Genomic DNA, 17036 nt, shown 5'->3' on the forward strand with positions numbered 1-17036 from the left:
CAAGCTCGCCACGATCATCCTCGGCGACGGCCGGGTCGAGGCGGCCTGGAACGAACGCAACGAATACCACTTCAGCAACTTCGCACCCGGCGCCCACGATCGCATCCTCGACTTCCCCGAGGGCGTGGTGCCCGAGCCTCAGCTCCCGTCGGAATACGAGCAATTGGCACAGCCGTGACGTACGTTGAGTCAACGATGCAACACGAAACCCGCGAGCGCAGGGAAACCGGACTTTCGACAATCAAACATGAGTTCGACGTTTGCGTGGTCGGCGGTGGGATGGCGGGGCTGTGTGCAGCGATCGCGTCTTCCCGCAACGGCGCCAAGACCGTGCTCATCCACGATCGGCCCGTCCTGGGCGGCAACGCGTCGTCGGAGGTCCGCATGTGGATCTGCGGCGCTCGCGGCAAAAACAACAAGGAAACGGGCATTCTCGAAGAGATTCAGCTCGACAACTTTCGCCACAATCCTGCACTCGACTACTGCCTGTGGGACGCGGCCCTCTGGGCCAAGGCGTCGTTCGAGCCGAACCTCACGACGCTGCTCAACTGCTCCGTCAACGCAGGCACCATGGACGGCGACAAGCTCCGTTCGGTGCGTGCATGGCAATTGACGACCCAGGCTTGGCACGACATCGAGGCAAAGGTCTTCGTCGATTGCAGCGGCGACAGCATCCTCGCACCCATCAGCGGGGCGCTGGTCAGGACCGGACGTGAGTCGTGCGACGAGTTCGACGAAGACATCCAGCCGGCCAAGCCCGACGCCAAGACGATGGGCAACACGCTGCTCATCCAAGTCCGAAAGACCGACGAAGCCCAGCCGTTCACAGCCCCTGACTGGGCATACCAGTTCGAGTCGCCCGACCAGTTCGAACACCGCATCCGTGACGGCTTGCGGACGCACAACTTCTGGTGGATCGAACTCGGCGGACTCCAGGACACGATCGCCGACGCCGAGGTGATTCGCGACGACCTCATGCGCACGGTCTACGGCGTTTGGGACTACCTCAAGAACGTCGCGCCCGAACGTGAGAAGAGTCGCAACTGGGCGCTCGCCTTCGTCGGCTCGCTGCCGGGCAAACGCGAGAATCGTCGCTACGTCGGCGATCACGTCCTCACGCAGAACGACCTCCGCGACGGCGGACGATTCGCCGACACCGTCGCCTACGGCGGCTGGAGCATGGACGACCATCATCCGGCCGGCATGCTCTATCCGGATGAGCCGACGATCTTCCACGACGCGCCCTCGCCGTACGGCATTCCGTACCGGTGTCTCTATTCGAAGAACGTGCCGAACCTGATGTTCGCCGGGCGCAACATCAGCGTGACGCACGCGGCACTTTCCTCCACCCGCGTCATGGCCACGTGCGCCATCCTCGGCCAGGCCGCCGGCACCGCGGCGGGAATGTGTGCACGAGACAACCGGCTCCCGCGCGACCTGCGCAGCGGCCTGCCTCTGCAACGGCTACAGCAGCGGCTACAACACGACGATTGCTGGCTGCCGGGTGTCGATCGGCTCCTGCCCGAGTCCGCCACCGTCGCACAGATCAGCGGCGGCGGCGACGGCGCGGATTGCCTTGTCGACGGACATGATCGCGACTCCGCCGACGCGTCCCACGCCTGGGTCGCCTCCCCCGGCGATCAGGTCACCTTCACCTGGGACCAGCCCCAAAAGCTCGGCGGCGTCCGGCTGGTCTTCGACAGCAACCTGAACAACGACAAGCGCATGCCGTGCGCCTTTCCGCAGAAGGGCGATCGCTGCCTCGTCCCAGGCGAGCTGGTCCGCGGCTTCACCCTTGAAACGCGCGACGACGCCGACGACTGGCAGCGTGCTGCTGCGGTGTCGGACAACCACCAGCGTCTCGTCCGAGTGCCGCTCGATTCGGACACGCCTGTCACCGCACTGCGACTCACCATTGACGCCACCTGGGGCCGCGCGACCGCGCGCGTCTTCGCCGTCGAACCGACCAACGAAACGCTTGCACCGGTGCGCCCGCCCATCGAGCCAACGACCTGGGCCCAGCGGCTGGCCCAGGTGTCGCCGGAGGATCTCGCACCGCCTGCCAACGTCGAAAACGCCATCCGCAGCCACGGCCAGGTCGCGTGACCGGCTCGCCACACCCAAACAGCATGCCATGACGAACACGCCTCTGTTCAAGGTTCTAGCGGTCGTCGCCCTCGCCTTGTGTTGCAGCGTTTCGGCAGCCGAGGACACGCGGCCGAACATCGTCGTCATCATGGCCGACGACATGGGCTATGCCGACCTCGGCGCGCACGGCTGCACTGACATCTTCACGCCTGGTCTCGATCGTCTCGCCCAAGAGGGCGTGGTCTGCACGTCGGGCTACGTGACGCATCCGTTCTGCGGACCGTCGCGTGCCGGGTTCATCACGGGTCGCTATCAGGCGCGTTTCGGCCACGAGGTCAACCCTGCCTTCGATCCGGCCAACCCCAACCTCGGGCTCAGCGTCGACCAGACGACCTTCGTCAAAAGACTCCAAGACGCCGGCTACCACACCGGCGGCGTCGGCAAATGGCACCTCGGCGCGGCGGCTCCGTTCCACCCGCTCAACCGAGGTTTCGACTACTTCTACGGATTTCTCGGCGGCGGGCACGACTACTTCGAGATCAACCTGACGCTTCCCGTCTACGAGAGCTACAAGGCCGGGCTCATCCGCAACGAAAAGCCCGCGACTTTTGACGGCTACCTCACCGATGCGCTGAGCCACGATGCGGTCGCTTTCGTCGAACGCTCCGCTGGCAAGGACGAGCCGTTCTTCCTCTTCGTCGCGTACAACGCACCGCACCAGCCGCTTCAAGCGCCCGAAGAGGACATCGAGCGACACAGCCACATCGAGGATCCGCGTCGACGAACCTACGCCGCGATGGTGCACGCGATGGATCGTGGGATCGGGCAAATCCTCGACGCCCTCGAAGCGCAAGGCGTTCGCGACGACACAATGGTCGTCTTCCTCAGCGACAACGGCGGCCCCGAACCACGACCCGATCGTGCGGGCGGCAAGGGCAACGGATCGGACAACAAACCGCTGCGGGCCGGGAAAGGGTCCATGTATGAAGGCGGTAGCCGCGTGCCATTCCTGGTCTCCTGGCCGGCGCGACTGCCAGCTGGCGTGCACTATGACCGGCCGGTGATCGCGATCGACATCGCGCGCACGGCGGTCGAACTCGCTGGTGCCGACGCGGGCGACGAGTTGGAAGGCCGCAACATCGTGCCGTTTCTCACCCGCGAGCGCGAAGGCGACCCGCATGACGTCCTGTTCTGGCGTGGGCACAACGGCTCGCGGTTCGCGCTGCGATCCGGCGACCTCAAGCTCGTCAAGCCCAGCTGGGAGTCGGACAAGGTCGCACTCTTTGACCTCTCGGCCGACCTCGGCGAAAAGACCGACCTTGCCTCCAGCCGTCCCGACGAGTTGCAACGGCTTCTCGATCTCTGGCACGCGTGGAACGCCGACAATCAGCGGAACGACATGCTCGGAACGCTCCCGTATCACAAGCGTCTCGGCGAGCTATACGACAGCGAGCTGATGGCCGAATAGAAGAGTCGCCTTCGTGTCGATGCCCTCGGATCGCAAACCGCCCAACGTCGTCCTGATCGTCACGGACGATCAGGGCTACGGCGACTTCGGTTGCACGGGCAATCCGTGGCTCAAGACGCCCGAGCTTGATCGCCTGCACAGCGACGCCGTGCAGCTCCAGCAGTTCCACGTCGACCCGATGTGCGCGCCGACGCGGGCGGCGCTGATGACGGGCTGCTACTCGGCACGGGCAGGCGTCTGGAGCACGCTGACCGGCCGGTACTTTCTCAATCGCGACCTGCCCACGATGGCCGACGCGTTCAAGGGACGCGGCTACCGCACCGGCATGTTCGGCAAGTGGCATCTCGGCGACTCGGCCGGCTACCTGCCTCACGACCGTGGCTTCGACGACGCTCTCTACCACGGCGGCGGCGTGATTGGCGAAATGCCCGATCACTGGAACAACGACTACTTCAACGCCACGTTCGAACGCAACGGCCAGCCCGAATGCTTCGAAGACACCTACTGCACCGACGTCTGGTTCGACGAGGCGACGCGTTTCATCGAACACCAGACCCGAAACGATCAGCCGTTCTTCTGCTACCTCGCAACCAACGCGCCGCACTCGCCCTACGACGTCCACGAGCACTACGCCCGGCCGTACGTCAATCAGGGCGTGCCGCAGCCGCGGGCGAACTTCTTCGGCATGATCGCCAATCTCGACGAGAACGTCGGCAAGCTGCGCGATCGACTCGATCAGCTCGGCATCGCCGACGACACCATCGTCATCTACCTCGGCGACAACGGCACGGCCTGCGGTGCGACCGTCGACAAGGACGGCTTCGTCAACGACGGCTTCAATGCAGGTCTACGTGGGAAAAAGTGCTGGGCCACCGACGGCGGACACCGCAACCTCTGCCTCATGCAATGGCCCGCCGGCGGCTGGATCGGCGGCAGGGCGATCGGCTCGCTCACCGCACACTTCGATCTGCTGCCGACGCTCGCCGAAGCCTGCGGGCTCGACATCGGCGACGTCGACGGCATCGACATCGCAGGCCTGTTCGATCGCGACGACACACCCGATCGACCGCTGATCGTGCACAATCAGCAACGCGACAATCCCGAAAAATACAAAGACTTCGAGGTCCTCACCCGCGACTGGCGGCTCGTCCAGACCACCGAGTTCGGCCCGGGCTCGCGCGAGTTGACCCACGCCGACGACGACCCAGGCCAACGCGCCAACCTGATTGACGCCGAGCCCGACGTCGCCGGGAAGCTCATGCAGCTCTACGAAGCCTGGTGGGACCGGCTGAGCGACGGCTTCGAGCAAGTCTGGCCGTTTTACCTCGACCGCGACTCGAGCGTCACGATGACCGCCCACGCGTGGCACGGCACGACGCAGCCGACCGGCATCTACGACCAGGATCACTGCCGACTCGGCGTGGTGCAGAACGGCTACTGGTTGATCGACGTGCGCGAGCCGGGGCGGTTCACCATCGAGCTACGCCGCTGGCCACGCGAGGCCGACGCCGCGATCACCCAGAGCGTCCCCGCCCGGACCGGCGTGCCGCACGTCTCCAATAGGCCGGCCGGCGTCGCACTGCCGATTCGCCAGGCCACGCTCAGGATCGTCGACGACGCGGCCGACACGGTGCTGCTGGAACGCACGACACCAGTCGACGCCGAGCAAACGCACGTCACCCACGCTGTCGACCTCCCAGCCGGTCGCTTCCGCGTCCACTCGACCTTCACCACCGACGACGGCACCGAGCGCGGCGCGTACTACGCGTACATCGATCCCGCGTCGTGATCGGCACGCTCAATGCCCGCCCAGACCGCCGAGGACGTTCGCGGCGGCGAAGACGAGGACGGCGATCTGAATCAGCACGATCACCAGGTAGACCTTGCGACGCTTGAGCACGTAGGTAGGCACGAGGCTCGCGTAGCCGACGATCGTCAGCACGCCCAGGAGTGCCAGGCCGAGGAACGGCAGGTGATCGCCGCGACCGATGTCCGTCAGCCACGCCCAGCCGATGGTGCTCCCGGTCGTCTCGGCGAGCGTCTCCGCCGGCTCGTGCCAGTGCGCGACCACCTCGCTCCGCGGCACGCCCGAGGGTACGACGCCGGTGACGTAGACCCCGAACGTGACGACAAGCAGCACCAGTGACACCTTCGTGCCGACGTCGATGATCCGCGCGTACCGATACCGCTCCGGCGTGGCCGGGCGGAGGACGTCGGTCGGCGGTGGCGTTGCGTCGTCGGTCATGAATCGTCAGATGCCAAAACCCTTCAGCAACGCCCGAAGACCCGCGAGCCCGAGCATGCCGATCACGAGATAACGAATCGCCTTCGGCTTCACCACGGACAGCAGCCGCACACCGACGAGCGACCCGAGCATCAAACCCACCACGCTCGGCACCGCCACCATCGGCAACACCGCCCCGCGGTGGAAGTAGATCCACGCGGCGGACGTGTCCGTCACGCTCAAAATGAACACGCTCGACCCGACGCTCAGCTTCAACGGCAGACCCAGCACCAGGTTCAAGGCCGGCACATTCGCCCAACCCGCCCCGAGCCCGAACATGCCCGCGATGACGCCGATGAGCGCAAAGAGCAGCAGCCCGAGCCACGTCCGGTGCGTCTTCCACTCGATCCGCTCGCCCGTCGCTGCGTCGGTGTAGAAACCGCTCAGCCCGAGCGCCCGTCCGATCGCATCCTGCCTGCTGACGATCGGCCGCTCGGTGTTCTTCGAGGCGATCGTGAGCGCCGTCACGCCCAGAATCAGGATGCCAAGGCACAGCTGCACCAAATGCGTCGGCAGCCCGAGCCCGAGCAAAGCCCCGACGATCGAAAACGTCGACGCCACCAGCGCAAACGGCAACGTGAGCCGCAACGTCGCCAGATCGTTCCTGAGCAACCTCGGCCCGGCCGTGAGCGCCCCCGCGAGCGCCATGAACAGCCCGGCCCCGCGAACGAAGTCGAGGTGAAACGGAAACAACCAACTCACCAGCGGCACGTACAACACGCCCCCGCCCACACCCGCCAGAATCGCCACGATCCCCAGCACGAAGCAGAACACAAACAGCAACAACGGCCACGCCCACCAAGGCAGCGCATCACTCTGCGCCACCGCCAGCGAGGCATCCGACACAAGAGGCAACAGGGCGGTTCCGAACACGAGGGCCGGCACCGTAACGGCTCGCCTGACCGATGTCGCAATCCGCCCGGAGTTGCTCGCGACAAGGGCTTAAGACCTAGCCGCTCACAGCTCATCGCGGCCGGCCTTAGCTCTAACCACTGTTGCGCTCGTTCCAACCGCGAAGCGACTGTCCGGCGGTCGAGGGCAAGGCCGGCGGCGGGAATCCGGAGGTCGAGGGGATGTGGGCGTGGCACCGCATCGATGAGCTGCTCAAAGCCGACGATCGCGCCGGCCGACGGACGCAGCAAACGATCGACGAGGTCGTTCGTCTGGGCGAGGCATTCAGCATCGCCAGCGAGTACACGAGCTTCATTGTCCTGGAGAACGACGCCGAGTACCGCCGGTGGAACATCGAGCGACGCAACGCGCTCCGCATCAGTCGCGACCGCGAGGCCAAGGCCGAGACGCGCCGGAGGCGCTGAGCGATCGCGCAGCCGAGCAGATCGCCCCGCGTCCGCAGCACGCGAGCCTGCCGGTGGAGGCGTCACCGGTTACCGATCGTCAGACACCGCAACGTCCGCAGGCGCAGCAGCCTGACGTGCGTCCGAGTAGTGGCGATCTGCCGAGCTTCGGGCGGAATCGTCGAGGCGGTGGCGGCGGGGCGTTCGGGCCGATGGAAGTCGCGATGATCCTCGGCGGGTCGAGCCTGCTGGGTCTGCGTCGCCGACGCGCGGAGGTGGTGGCATCATGAGCGGCGGGGCTGTGACAGCCTCACGCACACCGGCGACGACGGGAAACCGTCGCCGCCGGCTTGGCGAGAGACGATGGCCGTGGGTGACGCTCGCGCTCGTCCTAGCGAGTTTGGCAGCGCAGCCGTTCGCGTCGTCGCTGAAGGTCGATCGCGACGTCACGGGCGAGCTGTGGCGGTGGCTCACGGGGCACCTGGTTCACTGGAACACTTCGCACCAGCTGTGGGACGTTGTGATGACCGCCGTCTTCGGTATCTGGCTCGAACGGCTGTCGCGGCGTGCGATGATGATTGCCGTGGTGCTGGCGCTCTTGTACGGATCGATGGTGTTCGCGACCGTGGAGACGGACCTCGCAACGTACCGCGGGTTGAGCGGCATCGCGTGTGGACTAGTCGCCGCTTGCGGTGTTGTCCTGTGGCAACGCGGGGATCTGCTGGCGTCGCTCGTGCTGCTCGTCGGCCTTGTCGCGAAGGTTCTGGGTGAAGTGATCGCGGGCGATGCGCTGTTTGTCGACGGCACATTCGAGAGCCTGCCGAGCGTCCACATCGCAGGTGCGGCTGCCGGCATCGTGGCTACCTTCTGCCGTGGCCGACCGGGTGACGAACGTTGACCTCGCCCCCAACGCGGCGCCGGCCCACTTCGTCGATCACGCCTTCGAGCGGACGTGGACCGTCCGCCGACCGGTTCGGCCGCTGTGGGAGTGGTTGAACGATCCGCGGACGTTCACGGAGTCCCAGGTCTGGCCGTTCCGCGTGGAGTTCATCGATGATCCGAACCTTGGCGTGTCGGGCATGCAGCAGGGCGTCTTGAACATCCATCACGGCCCGCTGCTCAGCGTCCACGGCCGCGTCGGCGACGTCCGCCCACCGGACGACGACGGCACCGGCGGCTATCGCGACCTGCAGTACGGCTACGGCAGCTACGCCATTTCGCTCCGCCTGGTCCGCCCGACGCGACTGCAGCTCTGGGTCGATCGCAAGGACGACGCAACGAGCACGCTGCGTGTCCGACTCGATAGCTTCGTCACGCCGAAGTTCGAACGCTGGTGGGAGCGTGGCCTGCGGCTCTTCTGGTCGCGGTTTCCCAATTGGGCCGAGCGAGGGTGACGTGCGTGCCTGAAAACTCACGCGTCGTCATCGCGATCGAAGAGGGTGCTGGCCGAACGAGCGGATGACGACGAAAGGCCAAAGTTTGCTCGGAGCAGGCCGAAGTCGTCGAGCTGAGTCGTCGCGTCGTAGGTGAAGTCGCCTGACGCCCAGAACGACGCCTGGCCGAAGCCGCTGCGGAGTCGGCCGAAGTCGGCAAGATCCACGCTGCCGCTGAGATCGGCGTCGCCGAGGAGGGCGTAGCTCAGAACGAAGTCGTTGCTGTTGAGTGACGTGCCGGAGATCGTCGAGAGCCCGAGTGTGTTGGCGTAGCCGTAGCCGATGCCGTCAGCCAGCGACGAGTCGCGAGAGACGCTGCTGGTCAGGCCTTGCGTTCCCAGCCAAGTGCCGCCCGCGTAAGCCTGCTCAATGCGAGTCTGGAAGAAGGTGTCGTCGCCAGGCGCTCGGTCGCGGAGGATGAGTGTGCTGTCGCTCAGGTCCAAGAGTGGCGCCGACGATCCGATGTTTGGCAGACCGAAGGTGTTGCTCACGTCCACGAGACTCTGAACGCCTGGAGCGATTTCGAGCGTGGCGCCCGCGAAGAGCTGGAGATCGCTGAAGGTCTGGCTGCCCGGAAGCGCTACACGCGTCGTGCCGACTTCGTCGTCGTTGAGGCGGAGAACGTCATCGCCTGGTCCGGCGTCGATCGTGAACAGCTCGCCGGGACGCTGGCCCTCGATGTCGATCACATCGCTGCCAGCGCCGGTGCGAATCGTGGTGACGCCGGGCTCGCCTGTAACGAGGATGGTGTTGGCACCGCTGCCGGTGGTGATGTCGAAGGCGTCGATGCCGTCGAACGAGGCGAGGGTGGTCGTGCCGGTGCTGGGCGACGTACGCAGGCTTCCGGACTGCGCACTACCCGGATCGACATTGAGCGTGAGGTCGCGTGCGCTCGTGCTGATCGAATCGTCGGCGATGAGCGTGTCGAAGCCGCCGTTGCCACGGAGCACGACCGCCTGACGGATGTCGTCAAGCCTTCGGGTGGTTGGGCTCAGTCGGAACGTGTCGTCGGCGTTCCCGGCGACGATTTCGGTGATGTCGAACGATGTGCCGTCGATGTCGTACAGCGTCGGCTGCGGGCTGCCGAGAATCAGGTTGCGGTCGCCGCTGAACTGAATCTCGGGGCCGCTGCCTTTGACAAGCCGGTCTTGGCTGAGTCGCGAGTTGAAGACGAGAACGTCGGCACTGTTGGCGTCAAATCCGTCGAGCGAGTCGTCGAAGATGATCGGATTGTCGAACGAGTCGGCACCGCCACGAAGAATGAGCGGCCCGAGGATGTTGGAGTCGAGGTCGCCGCCGCCGACAGTCAGTTCATCAGCACCATTGTTGGCATCGACGGTCACCTCCGTCCCAGCGGCGGTGGAGAGGATGTCGATGTCATTGAAGCCGTTGCTCGCCTCGAATAGCAGCGAGCTGAAGCTCTCAAAGTCGAGTCCAGGGAAGATGCCGTTGGAGGCCCCCGGCTTGCGAAGTGTGGCGGCGGTCAGGACGTAGTCGTCGAAGCCGCCGTCAGACGTGTCGTCGACGACGAGCGAGTCATTGCCAGCGCCGCCAAGGAGGGAGACGAGGCCAGTGAGTGCGTCGAGGTCGCGTTCGACGGGCGTGAGCGAGGCATCATCATTTCCTCCACCTAAGTCAAGCTTGAGCGGGCCGGTGAACGCGTGCAGTCGGAACGACTCGCCGCGATCACCCGCAGTGACGGTGGTCGACTCGATCTCCTGGTAGAACGTGGTCTGGCCGCGAGCAGGGTCGCGAACGATGCGGTCGGCGAAGAAGTCCCAGCCGTCGAAGCCGACGGTGCCGATGCGATCGTCGACGTGCAGCGTGTCGGTGCCGATGCCGCCGTCAATGTCGACGTTCCGCAGATTCAGCGCGAGGTCACCGTCGCCGACGGTGATGGTGTCATCGCCGATAGCCGTGTCGACTCGGATCGTGGCGTTGTTCTGCGTGGCGAGGATGTCGACAGCGTTGTTTGCGTTGTTGGTGACGAGGCTGATGTCGTCGACGTTTTGGATGGCAAAGCTCTCGAAGCCACCCGTGTTGCCTGGCTTGGTGAGCGACAGGAAGTTGGGCTCGGTGCTCCGGTCGAATCGGTACGCGTCATCGCCACCTAGGTCGTTGTTGTCGTCGAGCAAGACCTGATCGCTGCCGAGGCCGCCTCGCACGGTTGTATTGCCGGCGAAAGAGTCGAGGCGTCCGATGGAGTTTCCGCCTGAATCGAACGAGACGTCAAAGACGTCATTGCCGTCTTCGCCGTAGATGTCGACGTCGAGCGATGCCTGTTTGCTCGCGAGGCGGAAGCTGTCGTTGAAGTCCGTCGCGAAGAGCGTGATCTGTTCGACGTCGAACGGATCGACCCGACTGAGGACACCACCCGATCGGCTGAGCACCCCGCCGACGATTGAGTAGTCGCGCCCGACAGTGGACGCATCATCATCAACGATGAGCACGTCGTTGCCAGATCCACCGTCGAAGCTCAGTTCCTCAGCGATGAGATCAAGATCGCCCTGGACGAACAAGTTGTTGTCGCCTGTTCCGGCGGAGATGTTGAGGGTTCGTGCAGGCTTTAAGAGCGTGACGCCACCGAAGCTCGGACCGCCGCGGGTGATAACAGCATCGCCGGTCGTCGCGTTGATGCTGAAGTCATTCCCGCCACCGCCGACGAAGTCGACGAGTGTCACTCGGTCAAACAGCCCGAAACTGTCAAGCGTGATCGGGGCACGGATCGTGTCCAGGTCACCGCCGCCGATTTGAACGAAAGCGTTGTCTGGCGACGACAACTCGAAGCCGACGCGTGCGTTGTCGGACACGGTGCCGAGGCTGAAAACACGAACCGTCGGCGCGGCCGAGCCGCTTGTCGAGAGGCGCAGTTTGTCGCCAGTCGCTCCTTGAACCGTGACCGTGCCAGCGGCGCTATTTATCTTTCGCAGAACGAGTCCACTGCTGCCGTCACTGACGTCAAAGGCAGTTGCGATCTGCAGCGTGTCGACAACCAACACCTCATCGGTTCCAGAACCCGTGTTAACGACGACGTTGCCAGGCACGACATCATCAAGGCTGTTGTTCGTGCTTCCAATCTGAACAACGTCGTTTCCTGATCCTGTTTCGACGACAAGGTCAAAGAGCCGACCGAACCCGGCATTGCTGATCTGACGCACGACGACGACGTCACGCCCGGCCTGTCCGAGCACGGTGACCGGCAGACTGGATTCAATGGCTGCGATGTTGATGTCAACCTCCACACCATTCAGTCGGAAGTCGATGTGCGGCGACGGATTGACGGAGTTAGCGACGCCAAAATCGATCTGCATGTTGTCGATGTTCGCAGCATCGTCGTTGCCCACGAACTCGACGGTCGTCGGGTAGAACCGACCTCCACTGCCCAGACGCACGAACCGGTCGGTCACCGTGAGCGTGTACGCTCCGCCGAACCCAGAGGTGGAATCGCCAGATCCGCTGGTCGAGTCGTAGAGGTCGTTCTCGGCATCGCTGACTCCGATGAAGAACGTGCCGGCTGTCGAGAACGTGTGCTCGAAGTAGCCGAAGCTCGCCTCTGTCCCAAACACCTCGTCGGGAGCTTGATTCTCGGTCTCCGTAGCGAGCTCGACCCCAATGCTGTCGAAGAGACGAAGACGCAGTGATCCAATGAGGCTGCTGGTTGGGTCCAGATCAAAACCGAACGTGTCGCCGGCATCGGCTTCGAAGCCGTAGAGGTCGACGTCGCTGCCTTCGGAGATGTCCTGAAAGCCCACATTCGCACGCCGCCCGACGAACGAGAGCTCCGTCGCCTCCAAGAACGTGTCGTCAGGATCATCCGAAGACTCGGCGATGGCATCGCCAGCAAGCAGCAACCGACGTTCAAGCCTCTCGTGAACGGCGGATCGATTACGAAACTGGGGCTTGGATTGGCAAGGCATTTTCTATCACCTACGAACTATCTTTTGAGCGCTTTTAATCGCGAAGATACACGAACAAGGTACCTGCGCGAGCGCGATTCTGGTCCGGTTTCCCGATCTGCTCCGGCGCGAGAGTCGGGGTCCGTTCGGCAGAACCAGCGTCGTGTCTGCATCAACGATGCTCAGAGTGACGTCGCAGACCACTCGATCCGTTCGTCTTTGACGGCGGACGCAATTGAGTGCGGTCTCGTTGCGATTGGGCTTCACGACTTCGGGTTCTGATCCAATGAGCCAGCTTCTGGACGCCTGTGAGTCGCGCGATTCTCTTACCGCGATGCGCACGAGCAGTACGCTCGCATCACCATGTCCACGCCCGTCGCGACGCCGGATCGGCCGAACATTTTGCTCATCACGACGGACCAGCAGCGGTTCGATGCGATGCGGTTGAACAACCCCGCCACGCCGTTGCGGACGCCGCACCTCGACGCGTTGGCGGCGAAGGGCGTCAACTTCACGCGGGGCTACACAACCTGCCCGGTCTGCATCCCGGCCAGGCGGACGCTGCTGACCGCGCATCATCCCACGTCGCACGGACTCACGCGGTATGAGGACGGCAAGAACTGGGAACCGCCGTTCACCGTGCCACAGCTCGTCGGAGACGCCGGCTACCAGACGCAACTGATCGGCAAGCTGCACCAGTGGCCGCAACGCAAGCGGTTCGGGTTCGACCACATGGTTCGGTCCGACTCGCCCAACCACCGGCCCGACTCGAAGTACCACCCGCACAACGACTACACGCACTGGCTGCAGTCGTTCGACCCCCGCATTCAGCCGAACAACCACGGCCTCAACGGCAATTCACGCGTCGCCCGGCCGTTCAACCTCGAGGAGAATTTGCATCAGACCTCGTGGCTGGCGGACGAGGCGGTCGACTTCCTGACGCGTCGGCGTGACCCGTCGATGCCGTGGTTCCTGCACCTGTCGTTCTGGGCACCGCACCCGCCACTGGTTCCGCCGCAAGCGTATTGGGGTCTGTACAAGGACCACGACGCCAAGCCCACCGTCGGCGACTGGGCACGCGGCCTGGAAGAGAGAGGCTCCGCCGGCCGACCTGTCGATGGGGCCGTCGGTCCCTTCGACGACGTTGAACTGCGACGCGCGATGGCCGGCTACTTCGGGCTGATCCAACACGTCGACGATCGCATCAACACGGTCCTGGACCGCTACTTCGAGTACGGCACGTCGCGTCGTCACGAGCCGACGCTGGTCCTCTTCACCAGCGACCACGGCGAGATGCTGGGCGACCATCATCTCTGGCGGAAGAGCCTGCCGTACGAGGGCTCGGCACATGTGCCGCTTTTCGTCACCGGTCTCAACATGGAGACGCAGTCGGGCACGAGCGACGCGTTGGTCGGCCTCGAAGACATTGCCGCGACGATCCTCGACGCCGCCGGGGCCGACGTGCCCGAGACGCTTTCGGGCGCGAACGAAGGCAAGACGCTCATGCCGTTCCTGCGCGGCCAGACGCCGCACGTCCGCGATCGCCTCTTCGGCCAAATCGAGTCGGGACGACCGTCGAATCACTACGTCGTCGAGGGCGACTTCAAGTACGTCCGCTTCCAGCAGACCGGCGAGGAGCAGCTCTTCGACGTCGTCGCCGACCCACAGGAGCGAACCGACCTCTCCGGCGACCACAGCTACCTCGGCCCAATGCGCGCCGTCCTCAACGACCACCTCGCCGCGACGGGCCAACCGGTGCCGGACGACGCCGACCTGCGTCCCTGCGGCAACCGGTTGCCTTCGGTATTTTGAAGTCGTGACGGATGCAGCCGACAGCTTCTGAGTTACCCTTCTTGCGATGAACAGGCGAAGGGCGAAGCAGGGAGTGACGATCCTGTGGTCCGTCGGCATCGCGGCGGTGCTTCTGGTCCTGACCGCAACGGTCATGTTGCCAAGCACCAAGCGTGCGAGTCCAGATGTGATTCGGATGATTGAAGAGCGGCGGCAACTTGAGGAAGAGCAGGCCGCCACACAACCGGCCAGCCAGCCGACGACGCGATCGATCCTCGACTGGCCAGAGCCGCCGTTCGCGTCACCGCCGCTGGGGTCGACCAAGGTCTACATCCCCAATCGCGAGAGACTCGAGCGTCACCTCAAACGACCGACGACTCGGCCGGCGGGGGAAGGGGCGGCGGACGAATGACGCTCGTCTACACCATCCTCTTCGCCGGGGCGATGTTCGTCGTCATGGCGCTCATCTTCCGCCCGCTGGAGCGGGTCTTTCCGGCAAAGCCCGATCAGCCGATGCGACGGCCGGGCTTCTGGCTCGATCTCAGCTTCTTCGTCGGCCAGTACGTGCTCTGGAACGGGCTGTGCCTGTGGGTCGTCGCGATGATCGGTGGCGGCGTGCGGTGGCTCGTGCCGAGCGCGATCGTCGACACCGTCGCGAGCTGGCCGCTGTGGGTGCAGTTTCCGATCGTCATCCTGCTAGGCGACGGGCTGATCTACTGGGGCCATCGCCTTCAGCACCGTGTCGGGTTCCTCTGGCGATTCCACGCGATTCACCACTCGGCCGAGCACCTCGACTGGCTGGCGGCGCATCGGGAGCATCCGCTGGACACGATCTTCACGATCACGCTCGTGAACCTGCCGGTCTTCGCCCTCGGGTTTCCCGTCGAGGCTTTGGCGCTATTCGCAGGCTTCCGAGGGCTCTGGGCGATTTTCATCCACGCCAATGTCCGACTGCCGATCGGGCCGCTGCGTGTGCTGATCGGCGCTCCTGAGCTGCACCACTGGCACCACGACAAGGCCCGCGACGCCGGCAACTACGCGAACGTCTCGCCGATCTTCGACCTGCTTTTCGGCACGTACGTCCACCCGGGCCACGAGCCCGAGGCCTTCGGTGTCGAAGAACCCTCGCCCAAGAGCTACCTCGGGCAGCTTCTCTGGCCATTCCGACGAAAGAAGCACGCCGACGAACGACTTACGCTCGGTCGTGCCGGCGGTGACGATTGACATCCAGCACACGGACGGAGCCGCTCGAACGGGTGTCGTCACCACGCCGCACGGGCAGTTCCCGACACCGGCGTTCATGCCGGTTGGGACGCAGGGTTGCGTCAAGGGCATCACGCCGGACCGGCTGAGGGACGGTGGGGCGGGTTGCGTGCTGGGCAACACGTACCACCTCATGCTCCGGCCCGGCGAGGAGACCGTCGCGAAGCTCGGCGGGCTGCAGCGGTTCGGCGGGTGGGGCGGGCCGATGCTGACGGACTCGGGCGGGTTCCAGGTCTTCAGCTTGGCCGACCAGAGCACGATGACCGAAGAGGGCGTCACCTTTCGCAGCCATCTTGATGGCTCGCTGAACCAGCTCACGCCCGAGCGGTCGATGCGAGTCCAGAATCAGCTCGGGGCCGACATCATCATGGCGTTCGACCACTGCCCGGCGGGCGACGCACCACGCGATGTTCAACTCGATGCGATGGAACGGACGACGCGATGGCTGGAACGGTGCGTGAACGCCCACGCCCGTCCCGACGAGCAGGCGCTCTTCGGCATCGTGCAAGGCGGCGTCGATCTGGAGCTTCGGGCAGAGCACGCTGAGCAGCTGGCGGCGTTCGATCTGCCCGGGTACGCGCTGGGCGGGCTGGCCGTGGGCGAGGGGTTCGAGGCGATGCAGAAGGTGCTCGCATCGACGACGTCGTTACTACCGGCCGAGAAACCGCGGTATCTGATGGGCGTCGGCTACCCGCGCGACATCGTCGAGGCGGTCAGCCAGGGCGTGGACATGTTCGATTGCGTCCTGCCGACGCGGAACGGCCGGGGAATGGTCGTCTGGACGACGGCCGGCGAGACGCTGCGGCTGAAAAACGCCAGGTTTGCCGACGACGACCGGCCGATCGACCCGGATTGCGACTGTTACACTTGCCGGACGTACAGCCGCGGGGCGCTTCGGCACTTCTACCTGGCCGGGGAGATGCTCGGGCCGATCCTGGCGAGCTTGCATAACCTCGCCTTCTACGGTCGGTTCATGGCCGACCTGCGGACGGCGATCGCGGCGGGGCGATTCGACGACTTTCGGGACAACGACCCGCGGTGCCACATTGCCCCTGCCGACTCGGGCGACCGTCCGCCCCACAAGCACCTTCCAAGCAGCCCAGCTCACGACCGCGCATGACGACGATGGACCTTGCCAGCATCCTCCTCCCCCTCGCCCAGGAAGCCGCAACGGAAGTCGCCCCCGCGGCCGTCGAAGGCGCGTCCGAGGGTGGTGCCAAAGAGCCTGCACCGCAGACCTTCCAGCTGCTCCGGACGTTCGTCCCGTTCATCCTCATCGGCATCTTCTTCTACCTCATCCTCATCGCCCCGCAGCGGAAGAAGCAGAAGGAGACGCAGAAGATGATCGCCGCCGTCGCCAAGGGCGACAAGGTCACAACCATCGGCGGCATCCTCGGCACAGTCGTCGGCGTCGCGGACGATCACGTCACCGTCAAGGTCGACGAAACCAGCAACACCAAGCTCAAGTTCCAGAAACAGGCGCTGGCCAGCGTCGAGCCCAAGAACGCACCCGAAAAA

Annotated in this window: 15 protein-coding genes; 12 read left to right on the plus strand and 3 right to left on the minus strand. The window is 64.8% G+C overall.

The genetic code is table 11. The features are described 5' to 3' along the window. Positions 1-195 precede the first annotated feature (195 nt). The 3 genes from AAGI46_08370 to AAGI46_08380 are packed head-to-tail and all read left to right on the plus strand — an operon-like array spanning position 196 to position 5345. Positions 196-2106 carry an FAD-dependent oxidoreductase gene (locus AAGI46_08370; GenBank protein MEM1012222.1) on the plus strand — a complete coding sequence of 637 codons (1911 nt, stop codon included), beginning with the start codon at positions 196-198 and terminating at the stop codon, positions 2104-2106. Positions 2107-2134: 28 nt separating this feature from the next. Beyond that, complete coding sequence (locus AAGI46_08375) at positions 2135-3556, plus strand: sulfatase-like hydrolase/transferase (GenBank protein ID MEM1012223.1); 1422 nt, start codon at positions 2135-2137, stop codon at positions 3554-3556. Positions 3557-3575: 19 nt separating this feature from the next. After that, positions 3576-5345, plus strand: a complete 1770-nt coding sequence (locus tag AAGI46_08380) for an arylsulfatase (GenBank protein ID MEM1012224.1) — start codon at positions 3576-3578, stop codon at positions 5343-5345. 9 nt (positions 5346-5354) lie between these two features. Here AAGI46_08380 and AAGI46_08385 read toward each other — a convergent pair whose 3' ends face one another. Continuing rightward, entirely contained in the window at positions 5355-5801 is a 447-nt protein-coding gene (locus tag AAGI46_08385) for a hypothetical protein (GenBank protein MEM1012225.1), read from the minus strand. A 6-nt stretch (positions 5802-5807) separates the two neighbouring features. Continuing rightward, positions 5808-6713, minus strand: a complete 906-nt coding sequence (locus AAGI46_08390; GenBank protein ID MEM1012226.1) for a sulfite exporter TauE/SafE family protein — start codon at positions 6711-6713, stop codon at positions 5808-5810. 122 nt (positions 6714-6835) lie between these two features. Here AAGI46_08390 and AAGI46_08395 point away from each other — a divergent pair, with 122 nt between their 5' ends. The 4 genes from AAGI46_08395 (at position 6836) to AAGI46_08410 (ending at position 8529) form a co-directional block, all read left to right on the plus strand. Then, a complete protein-coding gene (locus AAGI46_08395; GenBank protein ID MEM1012227.1) occupies positions 6836-7156 on the plus strand; it encodes a hypothetical protein in 321 nt (106 codons plus the stop codon). 116 nt (positions 7157-7272) lie between these two features. Beyond that, positions 7273-7425 carry a hypothetical protein gene (locus AAGI46_08400; protein ID MEM1012228.1) on the plus strand — a complete coding sequence of 51 codons (153 nt, stop codon included), beginning with the start codon at positions 7273-7275 and terminating at the stop codon, positions 7423-7425. 83 nt (positions 7426-7508) lie between these two features. After that, on the plus strand, positions 7509-8033 hold the full coding sequence (rrtA, locus tag AAGI46_08405; protein ID MEM1012229.1) for a rhombosortase: 525 nt from the start codon (positions 7509-7511) through the stop codon (positions 8031-8033). Continuing rightward, entirely contained in the window at positions 8008-8529 is a 522-nt protein-coding gene (locus AAGI46_08410) for a hypothetical protein (GenBank protein MEM1012230.1), read from the plus strand. Before rrtA ends, AAGI46_08410 begins: the two co-directional genes overlap by 26 nt. 17 nt (positions 8530-8546) lie before the next feature. Here the strand turns inward: AAGI46_08410 and AAGI46_08415 are convergent, their stop codons facing one another. Further along, positions 8547-12419, minus strand: a complete 3873-nt coding sequence (locus tag AAGI46_08415; GenBank protein ID MEM1012231.1) for a hypothetical protein — start codon at positions 12417-12419, stop codon at positions 8547-8549. 408 nt (positions 12420-12827) lie between these two features. Between AAGI46_08415 and AAGI46_08420 the strand changes: the two genes are divergently transcribed. The 5 genes from AAGI46_08420 to yajC all read left to right on the plus strand — a co-directional run. Next, positions 12828-14276 (plus strand): sulfatase-like hydrolase/transferase, encoded by a 1449-nt coding sequence (locus tag AAGI46_08420; protein ID MEM1012232.1) that lies wholly within the window; start codon positions 12828-12830, stop codon positions 14274-14276. Between the two features lie 46 nt (positions 14277-14322). Continuing rightward, complete coding sequence (locus AAGI46_08425) at positions 14323-14667, plus strand: hypothetical protein (GenBank protein MEM1012233.1); 345 nt, start codon at positions 14323-14325, stop codon at positions 14665-14667. Beyond that, positions 14664-15479 carry a sterol desaturase family protein gene (locus tag AAGI46_08430; protein ID MEM1012234.1) on the plus strand — a complete coding sequence of 272 codons (816 nt, stop codon included), beginning with the start codon at positions 14664-14666 and terminating at the stop codon, positions 15477-15479. Before AAGI46_08425 ends, AAGI46_08430 begins: the two co-directional genes overlap by 4 nt. Continuing rightward, positions 15460-16638, plus strand: coding sequence for a tRNA guanosine(34) transglycosylase Tgt (tgt, locus tag AAGI46_08435; protein MEM1012235.1), 1179 nt, complete (start codon positions 15460-15462; stop codon positions 16636-16638). The genes AAGI46_08430 and tgt overlap by 20 nt, the downstream gene beginning before the upstream one ends. After that, positions 16635-17036 (plus strand): preprotein translocase subunit YajC (gene yajC, locus AAGI46_08440; GenBank protein MEM1012236.1); only part of this gene is annotated, 402 nt, incomplete at its 3' end. The genes tgt and yajC, both read left to right, overlap by 4 nt.

This window comes from Planctomycetota bacterium, from assembly GCA_038746835.1.
GTDB lineage: Bacteria > Planctomycetota > Phycisphaerae > Tepidisphaerales > Tepidisphaeraceae > JBCDKH01.